General features: G+C 51.5%; 11 protein-coding genes. 1 reads left to right on the top strand and 10 read right to left on the bottom strand.

The features are described from left to right. Positions 1–9 precede the first annotated feature (9 nt). From EHT87_RS11130 to EHT87_RS11085, 10 genes are all read right to left on the bottom strand, one after another. Positions 10–1,065, bottom strand: a complete 1,056-nt coding sequence (locus EHT87_RS11130) for an aldose 1-epimerase family protein (RefSeq protein ID WP_124906700.1) — start codon at positions 1,063–1,065, stop codon at positions 10–12. A gap of 110 nt (positions 1,066–1,175) precedes the next feature. Next, complete coding sequence (locus tag EHT87_RS11125) at positions 1,176–1,964, bottom strand: 3-keto-disaccharide hydrolase (RefSeq protein WP_124906699.1); 789 nt, start codon at positions 1,962–1,964, stop codon at positions 1,176–1,178. Positions 1,965–2,041: 77 nt separating this feature from the next. Beyond that, positions 2,042–4,735 carry a c-type cytochrome gene (locus EHT87_RS11120; protein WP_124906698.1) on the bottom strand — a complete coding sequence of 898 codons (2,694 nt, stop codon included), beginning with the start codon at positions 4,733–4,735 and terminating at the stop codon, positions 2,042–2,044. A gap of 367 nt (positions 4,736–5,102) precedes the next feature. Next, positions 5,103–6,608, bottom strand: coding sequence for a RagB/SusD family nutrient uptake outer membrane protein (locus EHT87_RS11115; RefSeq protein WP_124906697.1), 1,506 nt, complete (start codon positions 6,606–6,608; stop codon positions 5,103–5,105). A gap of 39 nt (positions 6,609–6,647) precedes the next feature. After that, a complete protein-coding gene (locus tag EHT87_RS11110; protein WP_229321070.1) occupies positions 6,648–9,728 on the bottom strand; it encodes a SusC/RagA family TonB-linked outer membrane protein in 3,081 nt (1,026 codons plus the stop codon). 531 nt (positions 9,729–10,259) lie between these two features. Beyond that, positions 10,260–11,693 carry a DUF1501 domain-containing protein gene (locus EHT87_RS11105; protein ID WP_124906695.1) on the bottom strand — a complete coding sequence of 478 codons (1,434 nt, stop codon included), beginning with the start codon at positions 11,691–11,693 and terminating at the stop codon, positions 10,260–10,262. Positions 11,694–11,751: 58 nt separating this feature from the next. After that, positions 11,752–14,112, bottom strand: a complete 2,361-nt coding sequence (locus EHT87_RS11100) for a DUF1549 domain-containing protein (RefSeq protein WP_124906694.1) — start codon at positions 14,110–14,112, stop codon at positions 11,752–11,754. A gap of 124 nt (positions 14,113–14,236) precedes the next feature. Beyond that, on the bottom strand, positions 14,237–15,730 hold the full coding sequence (locus EHT87_RS11095; protein ID WP_124906693.1) for a RagB/SusD family nutrient uptake outer membrane protein: 1,494 nt from the start codon (positions 15,728–15,730) through the stop codon (positions 14,237–14,239). An 11-nt stretch (positions 15,731–15,741) separates the two neighbouring features. After that, the gene (locus EHT87_RS11090; protein WP_229321068.1) at positions 15,742–18,804 is read right to left on the bottom strand and encodes a SusC/RagA family TonB-linked outer membrane protein; all 3,063 of its coding nucleotides are present in this window, start codon (positions 18,802–18,804) and stop codon (positions 15,742–15,744) included. A 291-nt stretch (positions 18,805–19,095) separates the two neighbouring features. After that, positions 19,096–19,347 carry a hypothetical protein gene (locus EHT87_RS11085; protein WP_124906691.1) on the bottom strand — a complete coding sequence of 84 codons (252 nt, stop codon included), beginning with the start codon at positions 19,345–19,347 and terminating at the stop codon, positions 19,096–19,098. 376 nt (positions 19,348–19,723) lie between these two features. Here EHT87_RS11085 and EHT87_RS11080 point away from each other — a divergent pair, with 376 nt between their 5' ends. Continuing rightward, positions 19,724–20,281, top strand: coding sequence for a sigma-70 family RNA polymerase sigma factor (locus EHT87_RS11080; protein WP_124906690.1), 558 nt, complete (start codon positions 19,724–19,726; stop codon positions 20,279–20,281). Positions 20,282–20,297: the final 16 nt, after the last annotated feature.

Raw genomic sequence — 20,297 nt, 5'->3', positions numbered from 1 at the left:
GGCCTGAACTTATTTTCTCAAAAAATGGGTAATAGTTTCTTCCTGCGTCAAAATCGCCAGTTCTACGTCGTAATGACGGCTTTCGCCCGGATTCAGGAACAGCAGCGTTTTCTGTTCGCGGGCAGCGGCCTGGCCCATGGGCGGATGGGTGCCCGGTTCGATGCCCGTCACGTATTCGCCCGCGCCCCAGTGTTGCCAGTTGGTGAGCCACGGTAATTGTGCTTTCTGAAACCGCAGGGACAGGGCAAAGCCGAGTTGGGAATTATACAAACCGGCGGTACACCAGCCGTCGGCATCCGGCGTGGGATCAATGATGGCGACTTCTTCGCCAAAACCGCGGTGGTCGTCCAGCGGGGCCGGGCATTTCCGGAAGTCATTGCCTTCGACAAAGATTTTGTAGGCCTGATCCGGATGCCGGGGTTGCCACGGTCCCTGCCACACCAGCTCTGTTCCTTCATCGACCAGCGGCCATCCGAAGTTGAAATGATAGAGCAGCATGTGGGGGGCTGCGGTATTGGCCCGGTTGATCACCTCGTCGTGAATCCGGATCGTCGGCTGACCGAGGGTGCCCGAAATCGTGCGCCGGAGTTCGAGACTGGGGCCGAAAACCCGCGTCTGGCGGATAATCCCGGTGATGCTCATGTCCAGCTTCCCCAGGGCGGGGTCGGGCTGACTGATGGATACGATTTCGGCGGAACTATTGCTGATTTCACCATGAAGTCCGCGCTCGCCGTAGGCGTCTGATTCGGGTCCGCCGACGTGCGTAAGGCCACAGGTGACCAGCAATCCGCCGTTGAAGGTTCGGAGCCAGTCGATGCCTTTATCCGAAAACGGTTGCGGAGGGGTAATCCCGGAATGGCTCAGCCAGGCCAGCCCGTGCTGGTTGTAAAACGCGTCGGCGATGTCCATCGCCCGGTCGATAACCACTTTGTAACGAAGCCCTGTACCGGTATTGATCCAGGCAATTCGGGTGCCTCGTCCGGCCCCGTTGTCGAGCACGGCGGTTTCGATGCCACCCCATTGAGCGGGATTTGATAGTTTGTTATGCCAGTTTGGTGGTGTCAAATCTACGTATCGTTTACGGTTTACAGTTTACGATATTCGGTGGCTGACGCGTTCCAACTTGCGTGCGTCAGCCACCGAATACCGAATACCGTAAACCGAATACCAATTAATTACAATTGCTTCAGCATCAGATTGCGGTATTGCACTTTCATGGGTGGGCCGACGTGTACCTGTACGCCCAACAGGCCTTTGGCGGCTCCGTTGACGGTATCTTCGTCCGTCACCTCACTCATCAGTACCCCATTGATGTAATGCTGTAACTTGTTGCCTTTGACGATCAGATGAAAGGTGTTCCAATCGGCTGTCTTAATTAAAGTCTTCAAGGAGTCGGAACTACCCAATGAACCGGTTACGGTGAGGCCATTCCAGGCATTTTTGCTGACATTTGCCCGAATTCCTTCCGGCGTAGCGGGGCCGGTGTAGGGTTTAATGGTGGTTTTCTGACCGCGATACGCCAGCGTGGTCCGTTTGCGTTCTTCGTAATTCTGACCGGTGTAGCGGTTGGCACCATCGATGTCGGCCTGGTAGCCCCGGAGCGCAAACGGAATATCGGTTAACTGATCGCTGCGGTAATTGATGCCGGAGTTGCCGCTTTCGGTGATATTAAATTCGCCTTTCAGTTCAAAATCAGCCGGTTGTCCGCCTTTCCAGATGATGAATGAGTTGGTTTTTAATAGGGTTGTGGGCGTAATTTCCCCCACCAGATTGCCGTTTTCGGCCCTCCAGTAAACCGGATCGCCATCCCAGCCTTTTAACGATTTACCATCAAATATTTTCACAAAACCATCCTTCTTCTCTTTCTTGGTTTGACCAACGCAACCGGTCGTCAAACCGCCGGTCAACACAGCCGCCAGCAGCAAACCGACTGGAAGGAATTTAAAACTTGATTTTTTCAGCATCGCATTTTCGATTTTTACACTTATACTAAAATGCCCCTCAATCCCGTCCTTTTCGGGATTGAGGGGCGTTACGCTGGTTACTTATCGCCTTTTGCAGCTCCGGTTCCGCCTTTATACACGGCGTTTTCAGGATTACCACCGGATTTCAGGTATGCCATCAAATCTTTCAATTCTTCCGGATTCAGGCTGTTGATCAGACCCGGTAACATGATGGATTCGGTTGAATACTTGGTCGATGTAACGTCTTTCTTCGGAATTTTCCGGGTTTGATCCGGCGCAAACGGGTTTTGCGAAATGGTGTAGCTCACCTTGTCTTCCGAAAGCTGACGGCCCAGGACCGACTGTCCGTTTTTCAGGTAATAAATGGTGGAAGCGTATTGATCCGAAACCGCTTTGTTCGGGTTAATAATCGCATCCAGCATGTCTTTATTCGAAAACCGGGTTCCGAGTTGCGTCAAATCCGGACCAATATCGCCACCTGATCCCTGCATCGAATGGCACCGGCTACACAGAACGGCTCCGTAGATTTTTTTGCCTTCTTCGAAATTCCGGCCTTTCAAATCATCACCGACAGCCGCAACGGCGTCGTCCAGTTGCCAGCGCCGACCCGGTCCTTTGGGGGCGTAACCCATCGCCAGATCATTCCCGTTCGTCGTCAACAAATCCGCTCCCGACATTTTGTTGTATTTTTCAAACTGGTCTTTGGGAACGTGCGCCAGCGCCAGTTTTCGGGCACGGTCGATAAAGCCCACGTAGCTGCGACCACCCTGGTATTTGAAGGCGTTGCCAAACCAGGTGAAGTATTTGTTCCGCAGTTCGGGAGTCCAGCCCGTTTCTTCGCGGCTCAGCATGACGGCGTAGTAGGTCTGTTGCAGTGGTGGTACTTTTTCCAGCATCTTGGCAATGTCCAGACCGTATTGCGGGTTGCGCAGAATCAGGTCGGAAGAAGCCGTCGAAGGCGTCAAATTGAGGTCGGCCATACCGGGTTCTTCTTTTTTATCCATCAACGCCAGCGTTTTGGCAACAACGCCCGGCGCTTCCAGATAAATCAGAACTTTACTCAGCCCCCGGTTCATCAAGGCGGTTTTGGCCGGATAATACGGGTTCAGATAGGCAATGATTTTCGCTTTGTCAGCGGCTTCGGGCGCTCCCATCCGCAGGAAAATCAACTCAAACGCGCGCAGTACATCGAATTGCTGCGATTCGGGGAGTTGAGCAAAGTTGATTTTCAACAGCGTGTTGATGGCGCTGCTTTTGGCGGATTCACTGCCCTGACGCGCCAGGGCAACAATGGCCTGCGTAGCACGTTGCGGATTGGTTTCGCTGATGGCTTTTTCCTGCCATTGGGCAACGGGCTGGTGTTCAACCGCAATCCGGGCCGCATAGCGCACAAACCGGTCGGGGTGGTTCAGATTAGGCCAGGCCGCAGCCAGAGCAGCCGGGTTTGGGTCAAGGTGGTATTGTTCCAGACTGGTTCTGAGCTTATGCTCGGCTGTCACAACGGGCGTAAGCGGAGTCGTCGACGTCGATTCCGAGCCGTTGTAATACACCCGGTAGAGATCCGATTCCAGCCGGCGACCTCCCACCAGGAAGTACATCGCGCCATCAGGACCAATGGACCCATCGGTTAGTGGAAGCGGTGAACCCGAAATAAATTCTTCCCGTTCGCCTTCGAACGTGGCGCCTTTCGGTTTCAGGTGAATGGAGTAAATGATGCCAAAGCTCCAGTCGAACGCGTACAGGGACTGGCGGTATTTTTGCGGAAACTTCGCATTTGCTCCGTAGAATACGTTGGTCGGTGAGCCCTGACCAATGTTGAGTAATGGCGGTAAATTGTCCGGATTGCCGGGCAACCATTTGCTGTTCCCGGTGCGCCAGCCAAATTCGGCACCACTGGGAACGTGACAAATCCGGGTCGGGCGGTACCAGGGCGTACCAAAATCCCATTCCATATCCGAATCGTAGGTGAACATATCACCCGTTTCGTTGAACGCGACATCGAACTCGTTGCGGAAACCGGCTCCGAGCAGTTCCCAGCGCTTGCCTTCGGGATCGGTCGTGGCGACCCAGCCGCCGGGGGCCATCCGGTCATTGGCGTGTCCGCGTGGGTCCTTGATCAGCGGAAACAGGTTGTCTTCTTTCCAGTTGGAAGGGAGCCGATAGGCATCCATCTGGGGGACGTCGGTGTGGTTACCCGCCACCACAATAAGCGATTTTTTATCGGGTGATAACACGACGCTATGCGGGCCGTGCTCGCCTTCGCCTTTCAGTTCCTTCAATAAGGTTACCTTATCGAATTGATCATCACCATCCGTATCCTGCAAGCGGTATAGACCGCTGGATTTAGGGAAGCGGGGGTTGGAGCGGTTATTGACCATGACGTAGAGGCTGTTGAATGCATAAAGCAGCCCCTGCGCGTAGCCCATTCCCAGGGTGTCTTTGCCAACGCTAAGTTTTTCGACGGTTGGTTTGGTCGAACCAGAACCGATGGCCGGGATTTTTAGCCGGAACAGGCCGCCGTACTGATCCGACGTGATCATACGCCCTTTATCGTCGAATGTCATCGAAACCCATGAACCCTGATTATTTTCGGAAGGGCTATACAAATGTTCTGCCTTGAAACCGGGCAGCAGTTTTAATTTATCGACCTTCGGACTTTCGGCCCCCTGCTGGTTCGTTTCCGGGTAGTTTAAACCAACCCACGAGGCACCCACCAGAGCAAGGGCTGAAACCGATAGAATTAACTTGACCGATCGGTATGTAGAAAACATAATTTATTTGGGTTTATACGGTAAAGAATGCTTGTCGACCCGGACGTCGGGCAAAGCCGTTGAGTATGTTTACCCGATTCAGGAGATGAGACTCTCTTTTTTCGGGATCTGTTTCGTGAGATGGTTTTAAGCGGTAATTGAGTCTTGCATTGAGCCTATATAATACGTTTGTATCAAAAAAAAGGCCTCTGGCTGACCGGTTTTTTCGGATTCGAGAATTCAATGAGTTAATGTCATAAGATAAAAGAAAAGCCTTCTTACTGATTGAATAAAAAAGAAAGCGTGATTCACAGGTTAACTTTTAGATGAAACCGGGTTGGTTGCTCTTGAAAAAGGGTCTAAGAGCAACCAACCCGGTTTCAAACCATTAAAAATTAGGCGTTAAGGCTGATTCAACGGCTGGCAGACCGTAGTAGTCATCCAAAACCGTAAAGGCATTTGGCGGAGGAACGGCCCCTTTCGGGAAATAGTAATCCTGCGGATTGGCTTTCACCCTGGCTCCGTAAGCGCCAATGATCTCCTTCACGCGGCCGGTCCGGGTTAAATCAAACCAGCGTTTGTTTTCGAAGGCCAATTCCACCCGTCTTTCCTTGAAGATGGCTTCGCGCATAGTGGCTTGCGAAGTTGCCGTCGTAGCGGCCAGACCGGCCCGGGCGCGAACCTGATTCAGATACGTGGCAGCGTCGGCGGTTTTGCCCTGTTCGTTCAGCGACTCGGCCAGGAACAGCAACACCTCGGCATACCGGTAAACCGGCCAGTTCTGACCGGTATTGTTGTGGAGCGAGTGAGTCCGGGCGTATTTTTTGATGTACGGATACGTCTTGTTTTCCCGCAGGCTCTGGCTCAGCGTCACATAGCCGATGGAAATATCTTTCCGTTTATCACCCGGTTCATAAGCCGCAATCAGATCCGGCGTCGGAATGTTATTACTTTCCTGCGAGGTCGGCTGGGCGTTCGAGGTTCCGGTTAGCGGACGAATTTCGTCGGCGGTAATCGGTGAAGGAATAAACCGGTAAATCTGGTTGCCGTTATACCCCGCCGAGCCTTCCTGATACTGAATCTCGAAAACCGACTCCGCGTTGTTTTTGTTGGTCGCCGTAAACGAAAAGGCGTTGTTGTAATCCGGCATCAACGAATATCCGTCGTTGGCCACCACATCTTTCATCAGTGCTTCGGCCTGGGCCCATTTTTTCTGCGTGATGTACAGGTTGGCCAGCAGGGTTTTAGCGGCTCCCGACGTGGCGCGACCCGCTTCCTGTTTGGCCTTGTTCAACAACGTCTTGCTGGCTTCCGTAGCATCTTTTTCAATCTGGGCATAGATGGCTTCGGTCGTCGCCAGCGGTAAAGCCGCATCTTCACGACTGGTAACCGGCGTCAGGTGCAGGGGAACTTTACCAAACAACCGAACCAGATCGAAGTAGGCAAAAGCCCGCAGAAAATAGGCCTGTCCTTTCAGGTTGTTTTTGGATTCGGCTGCGAAATTGACGGCGTCAATCGTTGTCAGAATCTGGTTGGCCCGGGCAATAATCTGATAATTAAGGCGATACTGAACCAGAACGTTATCATTGGCGGTAACGCCGTTGGCCGTTGGAACGGCAAAGTCAGCAACGTTTTCCGTAGCATCGACCGCACCATACAGTGTATTCCGTCCGTAATACGTATTGTCGGAGTGCATTTCCTCCAAAACCCAGGCCCGTTCGTTGAACATTTGACGAAGCGGTACGTAGGCACCATTGACGGCCTGCTGAAAGTCGGCTTCTTTGGTGAAAAAGGTCGCCGAACTCAGTGCGGTTTCGGGTACAATATTTAAAAAATCACTGCAACCAGTCAGGGCAAGCGCTAGTAGCCCGGTTGCGATATAGTTTGTTTTCATTCTCGATCAGAATTAAATGAGTTTGATTTCCTGTCTGGCTTAGAAATTCAGATTGACACCGAGCGTATAGGTACGTGGAACCGGGTAGCTGGAAAAGTCAACACCCTGGCTCAAGTTCCCACCGTCGCCGTTCCCGTCGCCCTGGGCGCTGGTTTCCGGGTTCGGTCCACCCGTGTATTTGGTGAAAACATACACCTGTTGGATCGATGCATAAACCCGGGCTGACTTAAAGAATTTGTTCACAGCGCCGATGTTATAGCCCAGTGTAATGTTCTTAATCGTGAAAAACGAACCATTCGCCAGGAATTGCGTACTGTTCCAGTCGCGTTCGATACCGGTGAAGTTCCCGCCGTTATTCGTAGCGCCAAACTGGCCTTTTCCCGGTGTGATCACGGTGGTGGCCACGCCATTGGCATCATTCTTAACCCGGAAGCGGTCTTTAACACCCGCAACCATGTTGAACACCGCATCGAGGTTGGCCGTACTGTACAGGTGACGAACCCAGAGTTGATTGCCGTAAGAACCGGAGCCTACGACGGAGAAATCCCAGTTGCCGTAAGTCAATGTGTTGGTAATACCATAAATGAATTTCGGGAAAGGGGTTCCGATGATGGTCCGGTCGTCGGCGTCACCACCGTATGTAATGACCCCGTCGCCGTTCACATCCTTCATTTTGATGGTACCAATCGCCGAGCGACCCGGAATGATCGGTGAAGTTTTGAGTTCTTCTGCGGTTTGATAATACCCTTCTTTAATCAATCCATAGAATTGTCCGAACGGCTGCCCCACCTTCGTAATGTGGAATGTTCCATAGACGCGGTCGATGCCCGGTGCCAGTTCCAGCACCTTGTTGCGGTTAAACGAGATGTTGGCGTTCGTCGTCCATTTCAGTTTCCCATCCGTGTTGCGGCTGGTCACGGCAAATTCATGGCCCCAGAATTTGATTTCACCAATGTTGTCGTTGAAGTTGGTGAAGCCGGCTTCCTGCGGAATCTGCACGGCGTACAGCAGGTTGGTCGTGCGTTTCGTATAGAAGTCATACGTAAACTGAATCCGGTCGTTCAACAAACCCAAATCCAGCCCTAAGTCGAATTGCTTGGTAGTTTCCCAGCCTAAGTTGTTGTTTGCCAGTGAAGTAACAACGGCTCCTGTGGCAACGGTACCCCCGAAAACCGCATTGGTCGTGTTGTTGACCAGGGCATACTGGGTGTAGTTACCGATGTTGTTGTTACCGATAACCCCGTAGCTGGCCCGCAGTTTCGCAAAGGAAACCTGCGATGCACTTTTCATGAAATCTTCATCCGAAATAACCCATCCGGCCGAAACCGATGGAAAAGTACCCCAGCGGTTGGCGGTACCAAAGCGGGAAGAACCATCGCTCCGAATGGCAGCCGTCAACAGGTATTTGCCTTTGTAGTTGTAGGATAAACGCGACAGGTAGGAAGTCAGCGTCCATTCGTTCACGCCGTTCTGTGTACCACCCCGGTTGATGTTAAGGGCACCCTGAATGGTTGGCAGCCGGTCATCAGCGTAGGTGTCCGCCTGAATCCGGGAGAATTCCTGGTGGTACTTTTGGTTGGTAAAACCGCCTAACAGTTCGAAGTGGTGTTCGCCAAACGCCCGGGTGTAGGTCGCCGTGTTTTCGTTCAGCCAGCCGACGTTCTCCAGACTTTGCCGGATTGAAACCGCCGTGGTCGGAATGGGAACGTTGATCGAGCTGGTAGCCGTCGACGGGTTGAAGAAGAAGAACTTGTTGTTTTCAAACTCGACATTGATGGTCGACTTGAGGTTCAGCCCTTTGATCGGACTGTACTGTATATACGCGTTGCTCAGAATCTTCGTCTGTTTGGTTTCATTGACCAGCTCTGTTGCGGCCCGTACCCAGTTCGGATAGGCAAAAATGTTCCCCGTGCTGCCCGGAAACTGGTTGAACTTGGTCAATTCGCCGTTGGCATCGTAAATTGGCATCACCGGCCAGGTATGCAGGGCGTTGAAGAGAATCCCGGTTCCGCGGTCGCCATCCGTTCGGGGCGTATTATCGTAAACATACTGCGGAGCCACATTGAAACCGACCCGAACTTTTTCAGAGATGTCATAGTCCGTGTTCATCCGGAGTGAATACCGGGTGTACTTGTTGTTCAAAACCACCCCTTCCTGATTGAATACACCGGCCACGATGGAGGTTCTGGACTTCTCGGTGTTCGACGAAATGCTCAGGTTGTAGCTCTGAATGGGGGCTTTCCGCAACAGGGCACCGTACCAGTCGTTATTCTTGCCTTCGTATTGCGACGGATTCTGAAATTCGACCGGAACCGGCTGATTCTGGTCTTCGTAGTATTCTTTTTTGAACTGCGCAAATTCAACGGCATTCAGCATCTTAACCCGGCCTTTTTCCGGTACCTGCTGCACGCCATAAAAAGCGTTGAAGCTAATGCTAGTCTGACCGGCTTTCCCGCGTTTGGTCGTCACCAAAACGACCCCATTGGCGGCCCGTGAACCATACAGCGAGGTAGAGGAAGCATCTTTCAAGACCGTGATGTCTTCGATTTCATCCGGGTTGATGGCACCAATGCTACCGGTGATGGGGAACCCATCGACTACATACAGCGGATCACTACCGGCCGAAACCGACAACTGGCCCCGAATCCGAACCGACATTCCCTGACCCGGTTTTCCGGTGGTCTGGTTGATCTGAACCCCGGCCAGGCGACCCTGCAATTTCTGGGTTATCTGCGAAACCGGAATGTCTTTCAGTTCTTTGGCACTCACCGTCTGAACCGCCCCGGTTACTTCCTTTTTCAGCTGACTACCGTACCCAACAACCACGACTTCGGATAGCGTCTGATCGTCGGGTTTCATTTTAATCGTCAGGGAAGTTTGCGATCCCACGGTCACTTCCTGTTTCAGATAGCCAACCGAACTGAATACCAGAACTGCCTTTTCGCTGGTTACGGAGATTCTGAATTTCCCCTCGGCATCGGTCGTGGTGCCCTGCGTAGATCCTTTTACCACCACATTGACGCCAGGTAAACCGCTACCGGCTTCATCGGTCACCGTACCGGTAACATCCGCCAGCAGAAGTGCTGTATTCAGACTGGAGATTTTTGCTAATCCGCTGATGTTCCCGGCCCAAACGGAACTGGTTAGCAAGCTTACTAGCAGAAATTGGAATAGGAATGGCTTTACATAATACCGGGAATTACCCAATGGAGTAATGCATCTTTTCATAATCGAGATAGTAGTAAATGGGTTTAGAAAAAATAAAATCGCTCCGGGCCAAAGGATGCTTTCAGGTGTGCCGGAGGTACTGAGCCAATGATGATTCCAACATCGAGGGCTCTCGCTTTTTGTAGTTACGACATGATGATGTTTAGTTAAGTGAGCTATCTTAAGACGGTGCTTTCTAGGATTAAATAAATCAACTTGAAATTTCAGTACTATCCAATAAATTGGATGAGCAAACTGCAAGTATTTATAAATTTAATTCAATTTAATGAAGAATAGGCCATTGACTATCCTTTACTCTACTGTTTTGAGCAAAAAAGAGCGATTTTTTATCCGAACGATTTTGTTTACTCCCGAATCCGCTGCGGTAACTGTCCCACCGGGTGGTGAACGTCTGGCGGATTCGGGAGCCGTAAAAGAGGCTGGTTAGGCAAATAATTCCATGACCGGTTTCCCTTTCCCGTCAGGCGTGGTGTAGAAAGGGCGTTTTTCAATTTCATACTGGGTATCCGGAGTGATGCCCAGCGCGTGATAAATGGTCTGGTGTATGCCATCGATTTTTACGGGATTTTCGATGGTTTTGCAAGGACGCTCGTCGGCCGTTTTGCCGTAGGCAAATCCACGCTTAATGCCTCCTCCAAACATGAGTACCGAAGCGCCGTCGGTAAAATGGCGGTGCATTCCGTAAAACTTCATGTCGGTAAGAATATCCGGCTGATTCACCTGCTCCTTCACTTTTTCACCCGGACGGCCTTCCACCATCATATCGCGGCTGAACTCGCTGGCCAGAATCACCATCGTCCGATCCAGATGCCCGGTTTTGTCTAAATCCTTGATAAGCTGGGCAATGGGCCCATCGATCATTTTTTTCATGTCGGCCATCCGCGTATGCCCGTTCTCGTGGGTGTCAAAGCCTTTAAACGGCTCGTATTCGGTGGTTACACTGATAAACCGTGCGCCTTGTTCCGTCAGTCGGCGGGCCAGTAAACAACCCAGTCCAAACTTGCCGGTATTATAAATGTCATAACTTTCTTTCGGCTCCGTGCTTAAGTCGAACGCCTTTGCTTCGGGCGAATTCAGGAGCATATACGCCTGTTCCATCGACCGTTTGAGCGACTCTTTCTGGTAATCGCTGCCAAATTCGCCAATCGGGCTGTTGCTCACCAGATCGTTATACAACTGGTTGCGACGCTCGAACCGGCTGGCATTCATACCCACCGGCGGGCGAACGCTTTCAAGGCCCTGGCTGGGGTCGGGAATAAAGAAAGGACCAAATTCATTCCCCAGAAAACCGGCGGTATGGAACGCTTTCAGTTCTTCGGCTTCACCCACCGTAAACCGCTGGCCAATGTCGATGAAAGCCGGAATAACCGGATTTTTCGGGCCGAGTTCCTTGGCAATCCAGGAACCGATGTGCGGAGCCGCCACGGTTTGGGGTGGTTCGTAGCACGTATGCCAGTGATACTGGTGGCGCGAGTGCAGAATGAATCCCAAATCAGCCGACACGTAAGACCGGATCAGCGTACCTTTGTCCATCACTTTCCCGATGGATTCGAGTCCTTCCGAAAAATGAATACCGTCCAAAGCCGTTGGTACCGATTTGAATGTACTCAGAACCCGGTTGCCTTCCATACCGGTTTCGTAGGGAGTATACCGCTTCGGATCGAACGTTTCGGTATGGGCCATGCCACCGGCCATCCAAAGCAGAATGACCGTGTCGGCGGTGCCGTCTGTCTGACCGATTTTTTTGGTTTTACAGCCTGACAGGAGACTTGCCATGGGAGCGCCTGCCGCCAAAGCGGCCATCGTTGCCGCACTGGCCCGTTGCAGGAATTCCCGTCTGTTCCAACTGGTTTTCATGGGGTTCTATTTTTTAAAACCCATCCGGTCGCAAGACCGGACAGATCTTGTTTATTGATTAGTTAATCAACTGAAATTCAGGGTGTAAACTAATGGCCCAAACCAGGTCCTGAATGCCTTCGATGCTGGGGGTTTTACCGACAATTTTCTCGGCGACGGCCAGTTCCTTGGGTTGTGGGTTGCGCCCGAGGGCTTTTCGATACAGTTCTTTTACGATCAAATCCGATGACGGGTATTTGGTTTTCCAGATCAGGGCTCCCTGTTTCAGGGCTTCGTTGAACTTGGCTCCGTTGGTCAGTTCCAGTGCCTGGAGCAGGTTGGCCTGCGAGGTGCGGCTGGTGCTGACGGTTTCCCGGTTTGGTCGTCCCAAAGCCGTCAGGAACGGGTCGTTCTTCACTAAAGAAGCCCGGGGAAATGGAATTTCCTGCTTGATGGTCTCGGGCAGAAGCTTGGTAGCCAGGGAAGAATCCCCGTAAACCGGATTAAAAGCCAGGCTGACGGCGTCGGCAAACTGTTCGGCTGAAAGCCGGCGACGAACCATGCCTTCGAAAACGAAGGTCGGAGCGGTCAGTAAAGCCGGATCTTTCACGCTGATGGACGGTAACTGGTACGATTTCGAGGTCAGAATCTGGGACATCAGACGTTTGATATCGTAGCCGTTGGTGGCAAAATCGGACGCCAGCCAGTCCAGCAAATCCTGGCTCCACGGTTCGTTGTCCATCATATCGACGGGTTCGACCAGGCCGCGGCCCATCAACTGCGCCCAGATCCGGTTGACCAGCGTCCGGTAGAGCCGGCCATCTTTCGGCTGCACCATAAAGTTGGCCAGTTCGCGGAGCCGCTCGGCCGTTGGCGCTTTTCCATTGATGGTTCCCAGTTCTTTGAACAGGATTCCGGTACCGGCCATTTTGCCGGTCGGTTTGTCGCAGCGGTGAATTTCCAGGGTAGTATCGGAAAATACATTGGCGAAGGCGTAGGAATCGGCCAGTTTCCAGTCACTGATAAAACTATCGTGGCACGATGCGCATTTCAGGTTCAGGCCCAGCAACACCTGCGAAACGTTCTGGGCGGCCTGCATTTCGGTGCTTTGACTCGAATTGATCGTTCCGCGCCATTTGATGCCTTTGATGAATCCCGCCGATTCTTCGGTCGGGCTGATCAGTTCCCGCACAAACTGGTTGTACGGTTTATTCGTTTTCAGCGAGTTATACAACCATTTTGTAATGTCGAACCGGCCTTTGGTAATGTATCCGGTTCCGGAATAATCATTGCGTAGAGCGTCATTCCAGAACGTAAGCCAGTGTTGTGCGTAATCTTCGTTGCGGTTGAGGAGTTCCGTGACCAGAATTTCGCGCTTGTTCGGTCGGGTATCCGCCGTGAAAGCTTCGATTTTCTCGGGCGTTGGCAGTAAACCGATCACGTCCAGATACACCCGGCGCAGGTAGGTACGGTCGTCGACGACGGTTTTCCAGGCCACTTTATTCTTCTGGAAATAGACATTAACAAACCGGTCGATCGGGTTGATCAGGTCGCCGGTTGCCGCCGGAACCGCGGGTAGCCGGGGTTCCAGAGCCGCCACCCGATAAATGCTTTTTTCGGCACCGCTGGGCCAGGGCGCACCTTGTTTGATCCAGAATTCGAGAACGGCAATTTCTTTGTCGGTGAGCCGTTTGCCTTTGGTCGGCATAGCGTCATCGTGGCCGGCCGGAAGTTTCACCCGCCGGATCATGTCACTGTCTTCCGGATGTCCGGCTTTCAATATCACCCCATTTTCACCTCCTTTAAAGAGCAGTTCCTTCTTGTCGAGACGCAGTTCCCCTTTGGTTTTGGTGGCACTGTGGCAGCTGTAACAATTGTGGGCGAGAATAGAGCGAACTTCCAGGTTCAGATCCTCAATCTGCTTGTCGTTGAGCGGTTGCCCGGTATTGCTGATGAAAGCCAGATTAGGATCGGTGGTCGAGGGCGCTTTCGAGTCCTTGCCGAAGGGCAGCACACTGGTCAGGTAATCGTCTCCGTGCGTCAGCATGGCCCCGTAATGCCCGGCAATGGTCACGCCAAAAACCGTCAGGAAAAGCAGGCTCCGGTAGACGGTTAGGCGGCCCAGCCGGAACGCAGCGACGGTCAGAATGGCGAGCACCATCGTAGACAGTCCCGACCACTGGTGGATCGTAACCGTACTGCCGCCGTATTCTTCCTGATTCACCAGGATTAACCCGAAAACCGCTGCCACTACCGACCCGATCGCGCCAATCCAGAGCAGGGCCGTAATGCCCGCCCGCAATTCGGACGACTTACGACGCCAGCCGATGAGTTCCAGCAATAAAGCAACACAAAGGATGCTGACCGGAAAGTGGACGATCAGTGGGTGAAGGCGACCGAGGAACTGCCAAAGCCAAAAAGATTCTGTCAAAATGGTCACTTTATAATTGGGCTTAGTTGACTAATTTATACTAAATGCACCTTATTGGATGGATCAATCCTATTTTAACATTAATCCATCCAATAAGGTGCATTTTTAACAATTAACTATCCTGCACTTTCCTTTAGTAACCCGGGTTTTGGGTTAGTTTGCTGCTAATCAGGATTTGTGGTGCCGGAATTGGGAGGTAATATTCGTTGTCCGTATACACGTAATCCAGCGCGTTGAAGGCAATTCCACCCCGGTCGACGGTCGGTTTCGCCTTTTCTTTAGCCCCGTAGGCATTCATGAAAGCCGTTAATTCCGCCGGCGTTTTGGTTCTCCGCAAATCGAACCAGCGCTGGTTTTCAAACGCCAGTTCCACCCGGCGCTCTTTCATGATGGCGTCTCTCAGGGCTACTTTGTCGAGACCCGAAACCGCTGCCAGACCCGCCCGTTTCCGAACCTGATTCAGGTAATCGAACGCTTCTGCCGAAGGACCAGTGGCTTCATTGATCGATTCGGCCAGCATTAACAACACATCGGCATACCGCAATACCGGCCAGTTGTTGTCCGTCCGACCGGTAATCGTGTGCGGATACGTAAACTTGATAATGTAGGGGATTGGAACTACCGTACCGTTCAGCGTATAGCTCGTTTTCAGAGATACATCTTTGCGCAAATCACCGGGTTCATAAGCCGCAATCAGGTCATTGGTCGGAATGTTCCGTCCGCCCGGCGTGGTATTGGCATAACCCGTCACGGCACCCGCCGAAAGCCGGGGAGCAAAAGTGTAGGCAAAGCTACTCTGCTCACCGAGGTCATTGCCGCCCTGGTACTGAATCTCAAAAATGGATTCGGGGCCGTTTTTCTTGGCGGGGTTGAAATTGTCAGCGTAAAGCGGATTGAGCGTATAGCCGGTAACCTGCTTCAGAGTCGTGACCGCATCGGCATATTTCTTCTGCGTCAGGTATGTTTTACCCAACAGAGCCAAAGCCGCCCCTTTCGTAACGCGTCCCAACTGGGCCGTCGGGTAAGTAGCGGGCAGGAGGGTAACAGCTTCTTTGAGGTCTTTTTCAATCTGAGCCCATACCTCGGCTTGCGGAGAGCGCGTCAGATCAAAAGCAGCATCCGGTTTATCGAGCGTTTTGGTAACCAGCACGACATCGCCGAAATACTGAACCAGATTAAAGTACCCGTAGGCTCTGATAAACTTCAACTGGCCCTCGATGGGAGCTTTTGCCGCGGCATCGACCGTGCTGCCTGCCATTTTTTCCAATGCATAATTGATGTTATACATCATGGCATAATATTGGTTCCAGACGGTGGCAATTTCACCATTTCCCTGGTTGACGGTCGAAAATTCGAACGCTTCCCAACCGGCGGCTCCACCGCGGTCGAGCGGGTTAAAGTCGAGCGTGGTATTATCCGACGGAAATTCCTGAAAGATGTAGGCCGTATTGGTAATGGTTTGTAAGGAACCATACACGCCGTTCAAGGCCTGCTGCAACTGGGTTTCATTTTTGTAAAAGAGTTCGGACCCAATCCGGGTTGGATCGGTGGTGACCAACATATCATCCGAGCACGAAAACTGGATCATGCTAAGAAAGAGTGCACCTATAACGGTTATTTTTTTCATGTCTGTGTCAATTAAAAGTTTACTTTGAGACCAGCTGCAAACGTTCTCGGAATCGGGTACGACTCATCATCGTTGTTCAGTTCGGTTCCGCCCCGTACCCCCGCATCCGGGTTGTTACCCGGATACTTCGTGAAGAGGAACAGGTTGTTGGCGGTTACAAAAATGCGGGCGTCGCTCAGAATGGATTTGACTTTGGGCAACGTGTAACCCAGCGTTACGCTTTTCAGCCAGACATAGCTACCATCATAAACATACCGCTCGCTGCTCTCGCGTGACCATTTGAAGTAGCTGGTACCGCCCTGCGAATTTTTGTCGTTTGGATTGGAACCCGGATTTTCCGGCGACCGCCACCGATCTTTCGCGCGTTCCAGCACGTTGAAAACCCCATCCATGTTCATGGTCGATGCCTCGATGTTCCGATACACATCGAAGTTCTGAGCGCCTACAAACAGGATGTTCAGGTCAAACCGCTTGTAATCTGCCGCCACGGTCCACGCCCAGGTGAAGGCCGGATTCGGATTGCCAATTTCAACCATGTCCTGCGTATCGTACGTGATGACACCATCGCCGTTGGTATCGGCAAACTTCATGGCACCCGGAATCGCACCGTCCTGTTTGGGAGCGGCATCGATTTCAGCCTGCGTATTGAAAATGCCCAGCTTCTTGTAGCCGTAGATCATCCCAATGGGCCGCCCCACTTTCTGAACGTTATAACCGCCGTAGAAACTACCGTAGTAGAGCATGTCGTTGGCCCCTTTGATGGCCAGGATTTTGCTGCGGTTGAAGGTGATGTTGGCGTTGGTACGGAAATTAACCGGGCCAATGTTCGTCCGGAAATCGGCACCAATTTCAAGCCCTTTGTTTTGCACCTTGCCGATGTTGGCCAAACTGGTGGTAAAACCGGATACGGCCGGAATCGAAATCGGCAGCAGCATGTCGTTGGTGATCTTCTTGTAATATTCGACGTTCAACGTCAGTTTGTTATTGAACAGAGCCAGGTCCATACCAATATCCAACTGGTTCGACTTTTCCCACTTCAGTTCGGAGTTGGCGAAGGAACTAATTACTTTACCGGCTGCGAAAGCATTGCCCAATATATAGTTGTAGTTAGTAGTACCAATAGTGCTGGTAACGAATGCCAAACTGGGGTAGTTACCAATGTCATTGTTCCCCGTAACCCCAAAGCTGGCCCGGAGTTTGAGGTCGGTCAACCAGTCGGTTTTCGGCATGAATGACTCTTCCGTAACCCGCCATCCGATGGAAGCGGCCGGGAAATTACCGTACTTGTTTTTAGCCCCAAACCGCGAGCTGCCTTCCCGGCGGAACGAAGCCGAAAGCAGGTATTTGTCCTTGTAAGAATAGTTTACCCGCGACAGAGCCGCCAGGTTGACCCAGCCAAATTCGGTGGAAGTAGAAGAGCGGATGGAAGCCGCCCCCAGAAAGGGAACCAGGTCATCGGGAAAGGTATTACCGGTTCCGGTAAACCCTCTCACGCGCTCCTGTTGAGCCGTATAGCCCACCAGGAAATCCAGGCTGTGCTGATCGCCAATCTTGGGAACATACGTAAGCAACTGATCCAGGGAGTAGTTCACCAGTTCGGCGGTGTTATCGTTTTCCGTGGCAATCCTTGGAGGAGCGCCCGCCGTACCGGATGCAACGGATGCACCGATGGTGGATGGTACATATTCCTTGAAAGTATTGTTATTTAATTTGACGTTCGCCGATGTTCTGAACTTGAAATTCTTCAAAAATGAAACTTCGACATAGGCATTGGTCAACAGGTCGGCAATACTTCTTCTGCGCAGCACATTTTGCAGCACGTAGAGTGGGTTTGGAAACCCGAAAACGCCATCGACGCCATTGCTATACGGTTTCAGGCTTCCGTCCGGATTGTAAGGGGTATCCCGTGGGTCCATCAGCAAGGCTCCGCCCAACAGCGCACTCCGCCCATCCGTATTCGCCAGCTTTTGCCGGGTATAGGTACCGTTGATGTTCAAACCAACGTTGATGAACTTATTGACTTGACCGCCCAGGTTGGTACGCACCGATATCCGGTCGTAATTCGTTTCCTTAACAACACCATCTTCCTTGTAATAGCCAGCCGACAGCAGTGCTTTAAGGGGCCCTTGACCGGAAGAAATTGTCAGGTTGGCATCCGTGTAAGGAGCGTTGTTGTTCAGAATCAGGCCGTACCAGTCCGTCGAGTATTTGGTCTGTTCGGGATAACGGAAACCAATGGGAACCTCTTCCAGGGTTGGCTCTCTTTTCTGGAGAATACGAACCTGGTCTTCGTAGATTTCTTTCTTAAACTGGGCGAATTCCACCCCGTTCAGCATTTTTACCCGGCGGGTGGATGGCAAAGTCTGAATACCGCGGTCCAGCGAAAAATTGATGTTTGTTTTGCCTTCCTTGGCATTTTTGGTCGTAATCAAAACCACACCATTCGAACCTCTGGCACCATAAATAGCCGTTGAAGCGGCATCTTTCAAAACGGAAATGCTTTCGATGTCGTTCGGGTTCAGGTTTTGACCAACGTCCGTGCCTACCGCAAAACCATCGATTACATACAGCGGATTGCTGCCGGCCCCCAGCGACCCAACACCTCGGACCCGTACCTCGAATGTGCCGCCCGGTGCCCCACTTTTCGTTTTTACAACCACACCCGCGGCCCGTCCCTGCAACAGTTGATTCATGTTGTTGGACGGCTGCTCACCGATGTCTTTCATGTTGATGACCGACACGGCGGAGGTAATGTCCTGTTTCCGCTGCGACCCATACCCAACGACGACCACTTCTTCCAGGGCCTTGTTGTCGGCTGCCAGCTGGACATCGATTCTGGTTTGATTCCCGACGGTCACTTCTTTCGATAGATAGCCGACAAAGGAAAAAACCAGCGTTGCGTTGCTTTCCGGTACATCCAGTCGGTAGGTACCATCGGCACTGGATGAGGTACCTCGGGTAGTGCCCTTCAGCACCACACTAACACCGGGCAGGCCTTCGCCTTTTTCATCTTTAACCGTTCCGGTTACTGTCCGGTCGAGGGGGGCATTCCCGTTGGCATACAGGCTCGTCATGGCCAGCGTAATCAGGCACAGAAGGAGCGACGCCCGAATGAAAATACCCGATGTGGGTAGGAATAGTAAGCGTTTTTTCATTGCTTTTTTGTTGGAAATTTTAGAACAAGAAATGATTGAGGGTTTTGGCAACTGATTGATTCTCAAACCGAATTGGTATAAGAATCAGAGAAGAAGTGCAAACCGGGACCGGTTAGATTGCCCTCTGCCGGGTTAATGTCGGGAGCATACGTAAAGTGTCGTCAACATAGCGAGTGGGTTTAGTGAAAAAAGGGGTGGAGGAACGTTCCGTTAGTCGTCATGCTGCCACCATTTTAAGTTGATCGTCTGATTGTCAATTTCTTTCTCAGGCTGGATCCGATGCTGAATTTTCGTCCAGAGCAAGTCCTCCAACTGGTTTTCGGGTACGGTGCCGGTTTTGTCGTCATGTTCCCGGTTTAATAAGCTATACCAATAATCCATCATGTGTTTTTCCTCCAATGAGCAGGTGCCATCGATGTAGCGTTGAAGCAGTTCTAGAAATCCCTGGCGATTCGTTTGCATTCTCAATTACAAATCCGGTGAACTCTGTTCGGGGAAAGAAATGGGCTTTATACCTATGTCAATCTGGGGCGGTATAACCGCAAATCGTACTGTTAAATAGTTGAATATTTATATAAAATGGGATGCTAATCCTAAAAGATCTTTCTTTTGTAATAACTTAATGAGTGGTTGGTCCCGGTCTGACCGGAGATAAGGGCGGGCAAAATAGTATTAAACCAAGTAGTCGTTTCCGCCTGATTTCTCAGCGGGTACGTAAACACAGGTAAGTACAGGATAGCGTGTAGGTCTAAAATGGGAATCTTAGAATATAATTTTATTCTTTTTTGGGAAGCGGTTCCTCAAGAAAGACCTGGCAGACCCACAATAGCTATCTTTTATGGAATACACGGTTTTAAGCGATGCCGCATTGGTAAAGCTCCTTCAAACGGGGGACGATGAGGCTTTTCAGGCTATTTACCGGAAATACTGGCAACCGCTTTTCAGGGTAGCCCGCAAGAAATTGTATTCGCAGGAAAACGCCGAAGAACTGATTCAGGACCTTTTCGTTGATTTGTGGGAACGGCGGGAAACCATCCAGATCGATGAATTGGAGAAGTATTTATTCGGTGCGGTCAAGTATAAAATACTGAACCATATTAAAGCGCTGTTAATCCGGCAGAAATACGAAAATTTCAAGAATACCGGCCTAACTGATTACGATTGTGAGACGGAGGATTTTCTGGCTTACGAGGATCTAAGCAAAGCCATCGAGCTGGGAATTGCCCATCTGCCGGACAAAACCCGGCAAATATTTCGCCTGAACCGGATGGAAAATCAGTCCGTTCGCCAGATTTCGGCCTCGTTGTGCATTCCCGAGCGCACCGTCGAGTACCACATTACCCAATCGCTGCGGACGCTCCGGTTTCATCTAAAAGAATACGTCGGGGTGGTGTGAGGATGTTTTCTTTCTC

Source organism: Larkinella knui (assembly GCF_003858645.1).
Classification (GTDB): domain Bacteria; phylum Bacteroidota; class Bacteroidia; order Cytophagales; family Spirosomataceae; genus Larkinella; species Larkinella knui.
Note: the sequence above shows the minus strand (reverse complement) of the source record. Positions and strands in the feature narration are given on the sequence as shown.

Excerpts from the sequence above, each read along its gene's own strand:
- EHT87_RS11125 (WP_124906699.1), bottom strand. The coding sequence starts at position 1,964 with ATGCTGAAAAAATCAAGTTTTAAATTCCTTCCAGTCGGTTTGCTGCTG.
- EHT87_RS11120 (WP_124906698.1), bottom strand. The coding sequence starts at position 4,735 with ATGTTTTCTACATACCGATCGGTCAAGTTAATTCTATCGGTTTCAGCC.
- EHT87_RS11115 (WP_124906697.1), bottom strand. The coding sequence starts at position 6,608 with ATGAAAACAAACTATATCGCAACCGGGCTACTAGCGCTTGCCCTGACT.
- EHT87_RS11105 (WP_124906695.1), bottom strand. The coding sequence starts at position 11,693 with ATGAAAACCAGTTGGAACAGACGGGAATTCCTGCAACGGGCCAGTGCG.
- EHT87_RS11095 (WP_124906693.1), bottom strand. The coding sequence starts at position 15,730 with ATGAAAAAAATAACCGTTATAGGTGCACTCTTTCTTAGCATGATCCAG.
- EHT87_RS11090 (WP_229321068.1), bottom strand. The coding sequence starts at position 18,804 with ATGACGAGCCTGTATGCCAACGGGAATGCCCCCCTCGACCGGACAGTA.
- EHT87_RS11085 (WP_124906691.1), bottom strand. The coding sequence starts at position 19,347 with ATGCAAACGAATCGCCAGGGATTTCTAGAACTGCTTCAACGCTACATC.
- EHT87_RS11080 (WP_124906690.1), top strand. The coding sequence starts at position 19,724 with ATGGAATACACGGTTTTAAGCGATGCCGCATTGGTAAAGCTCCTTCAA.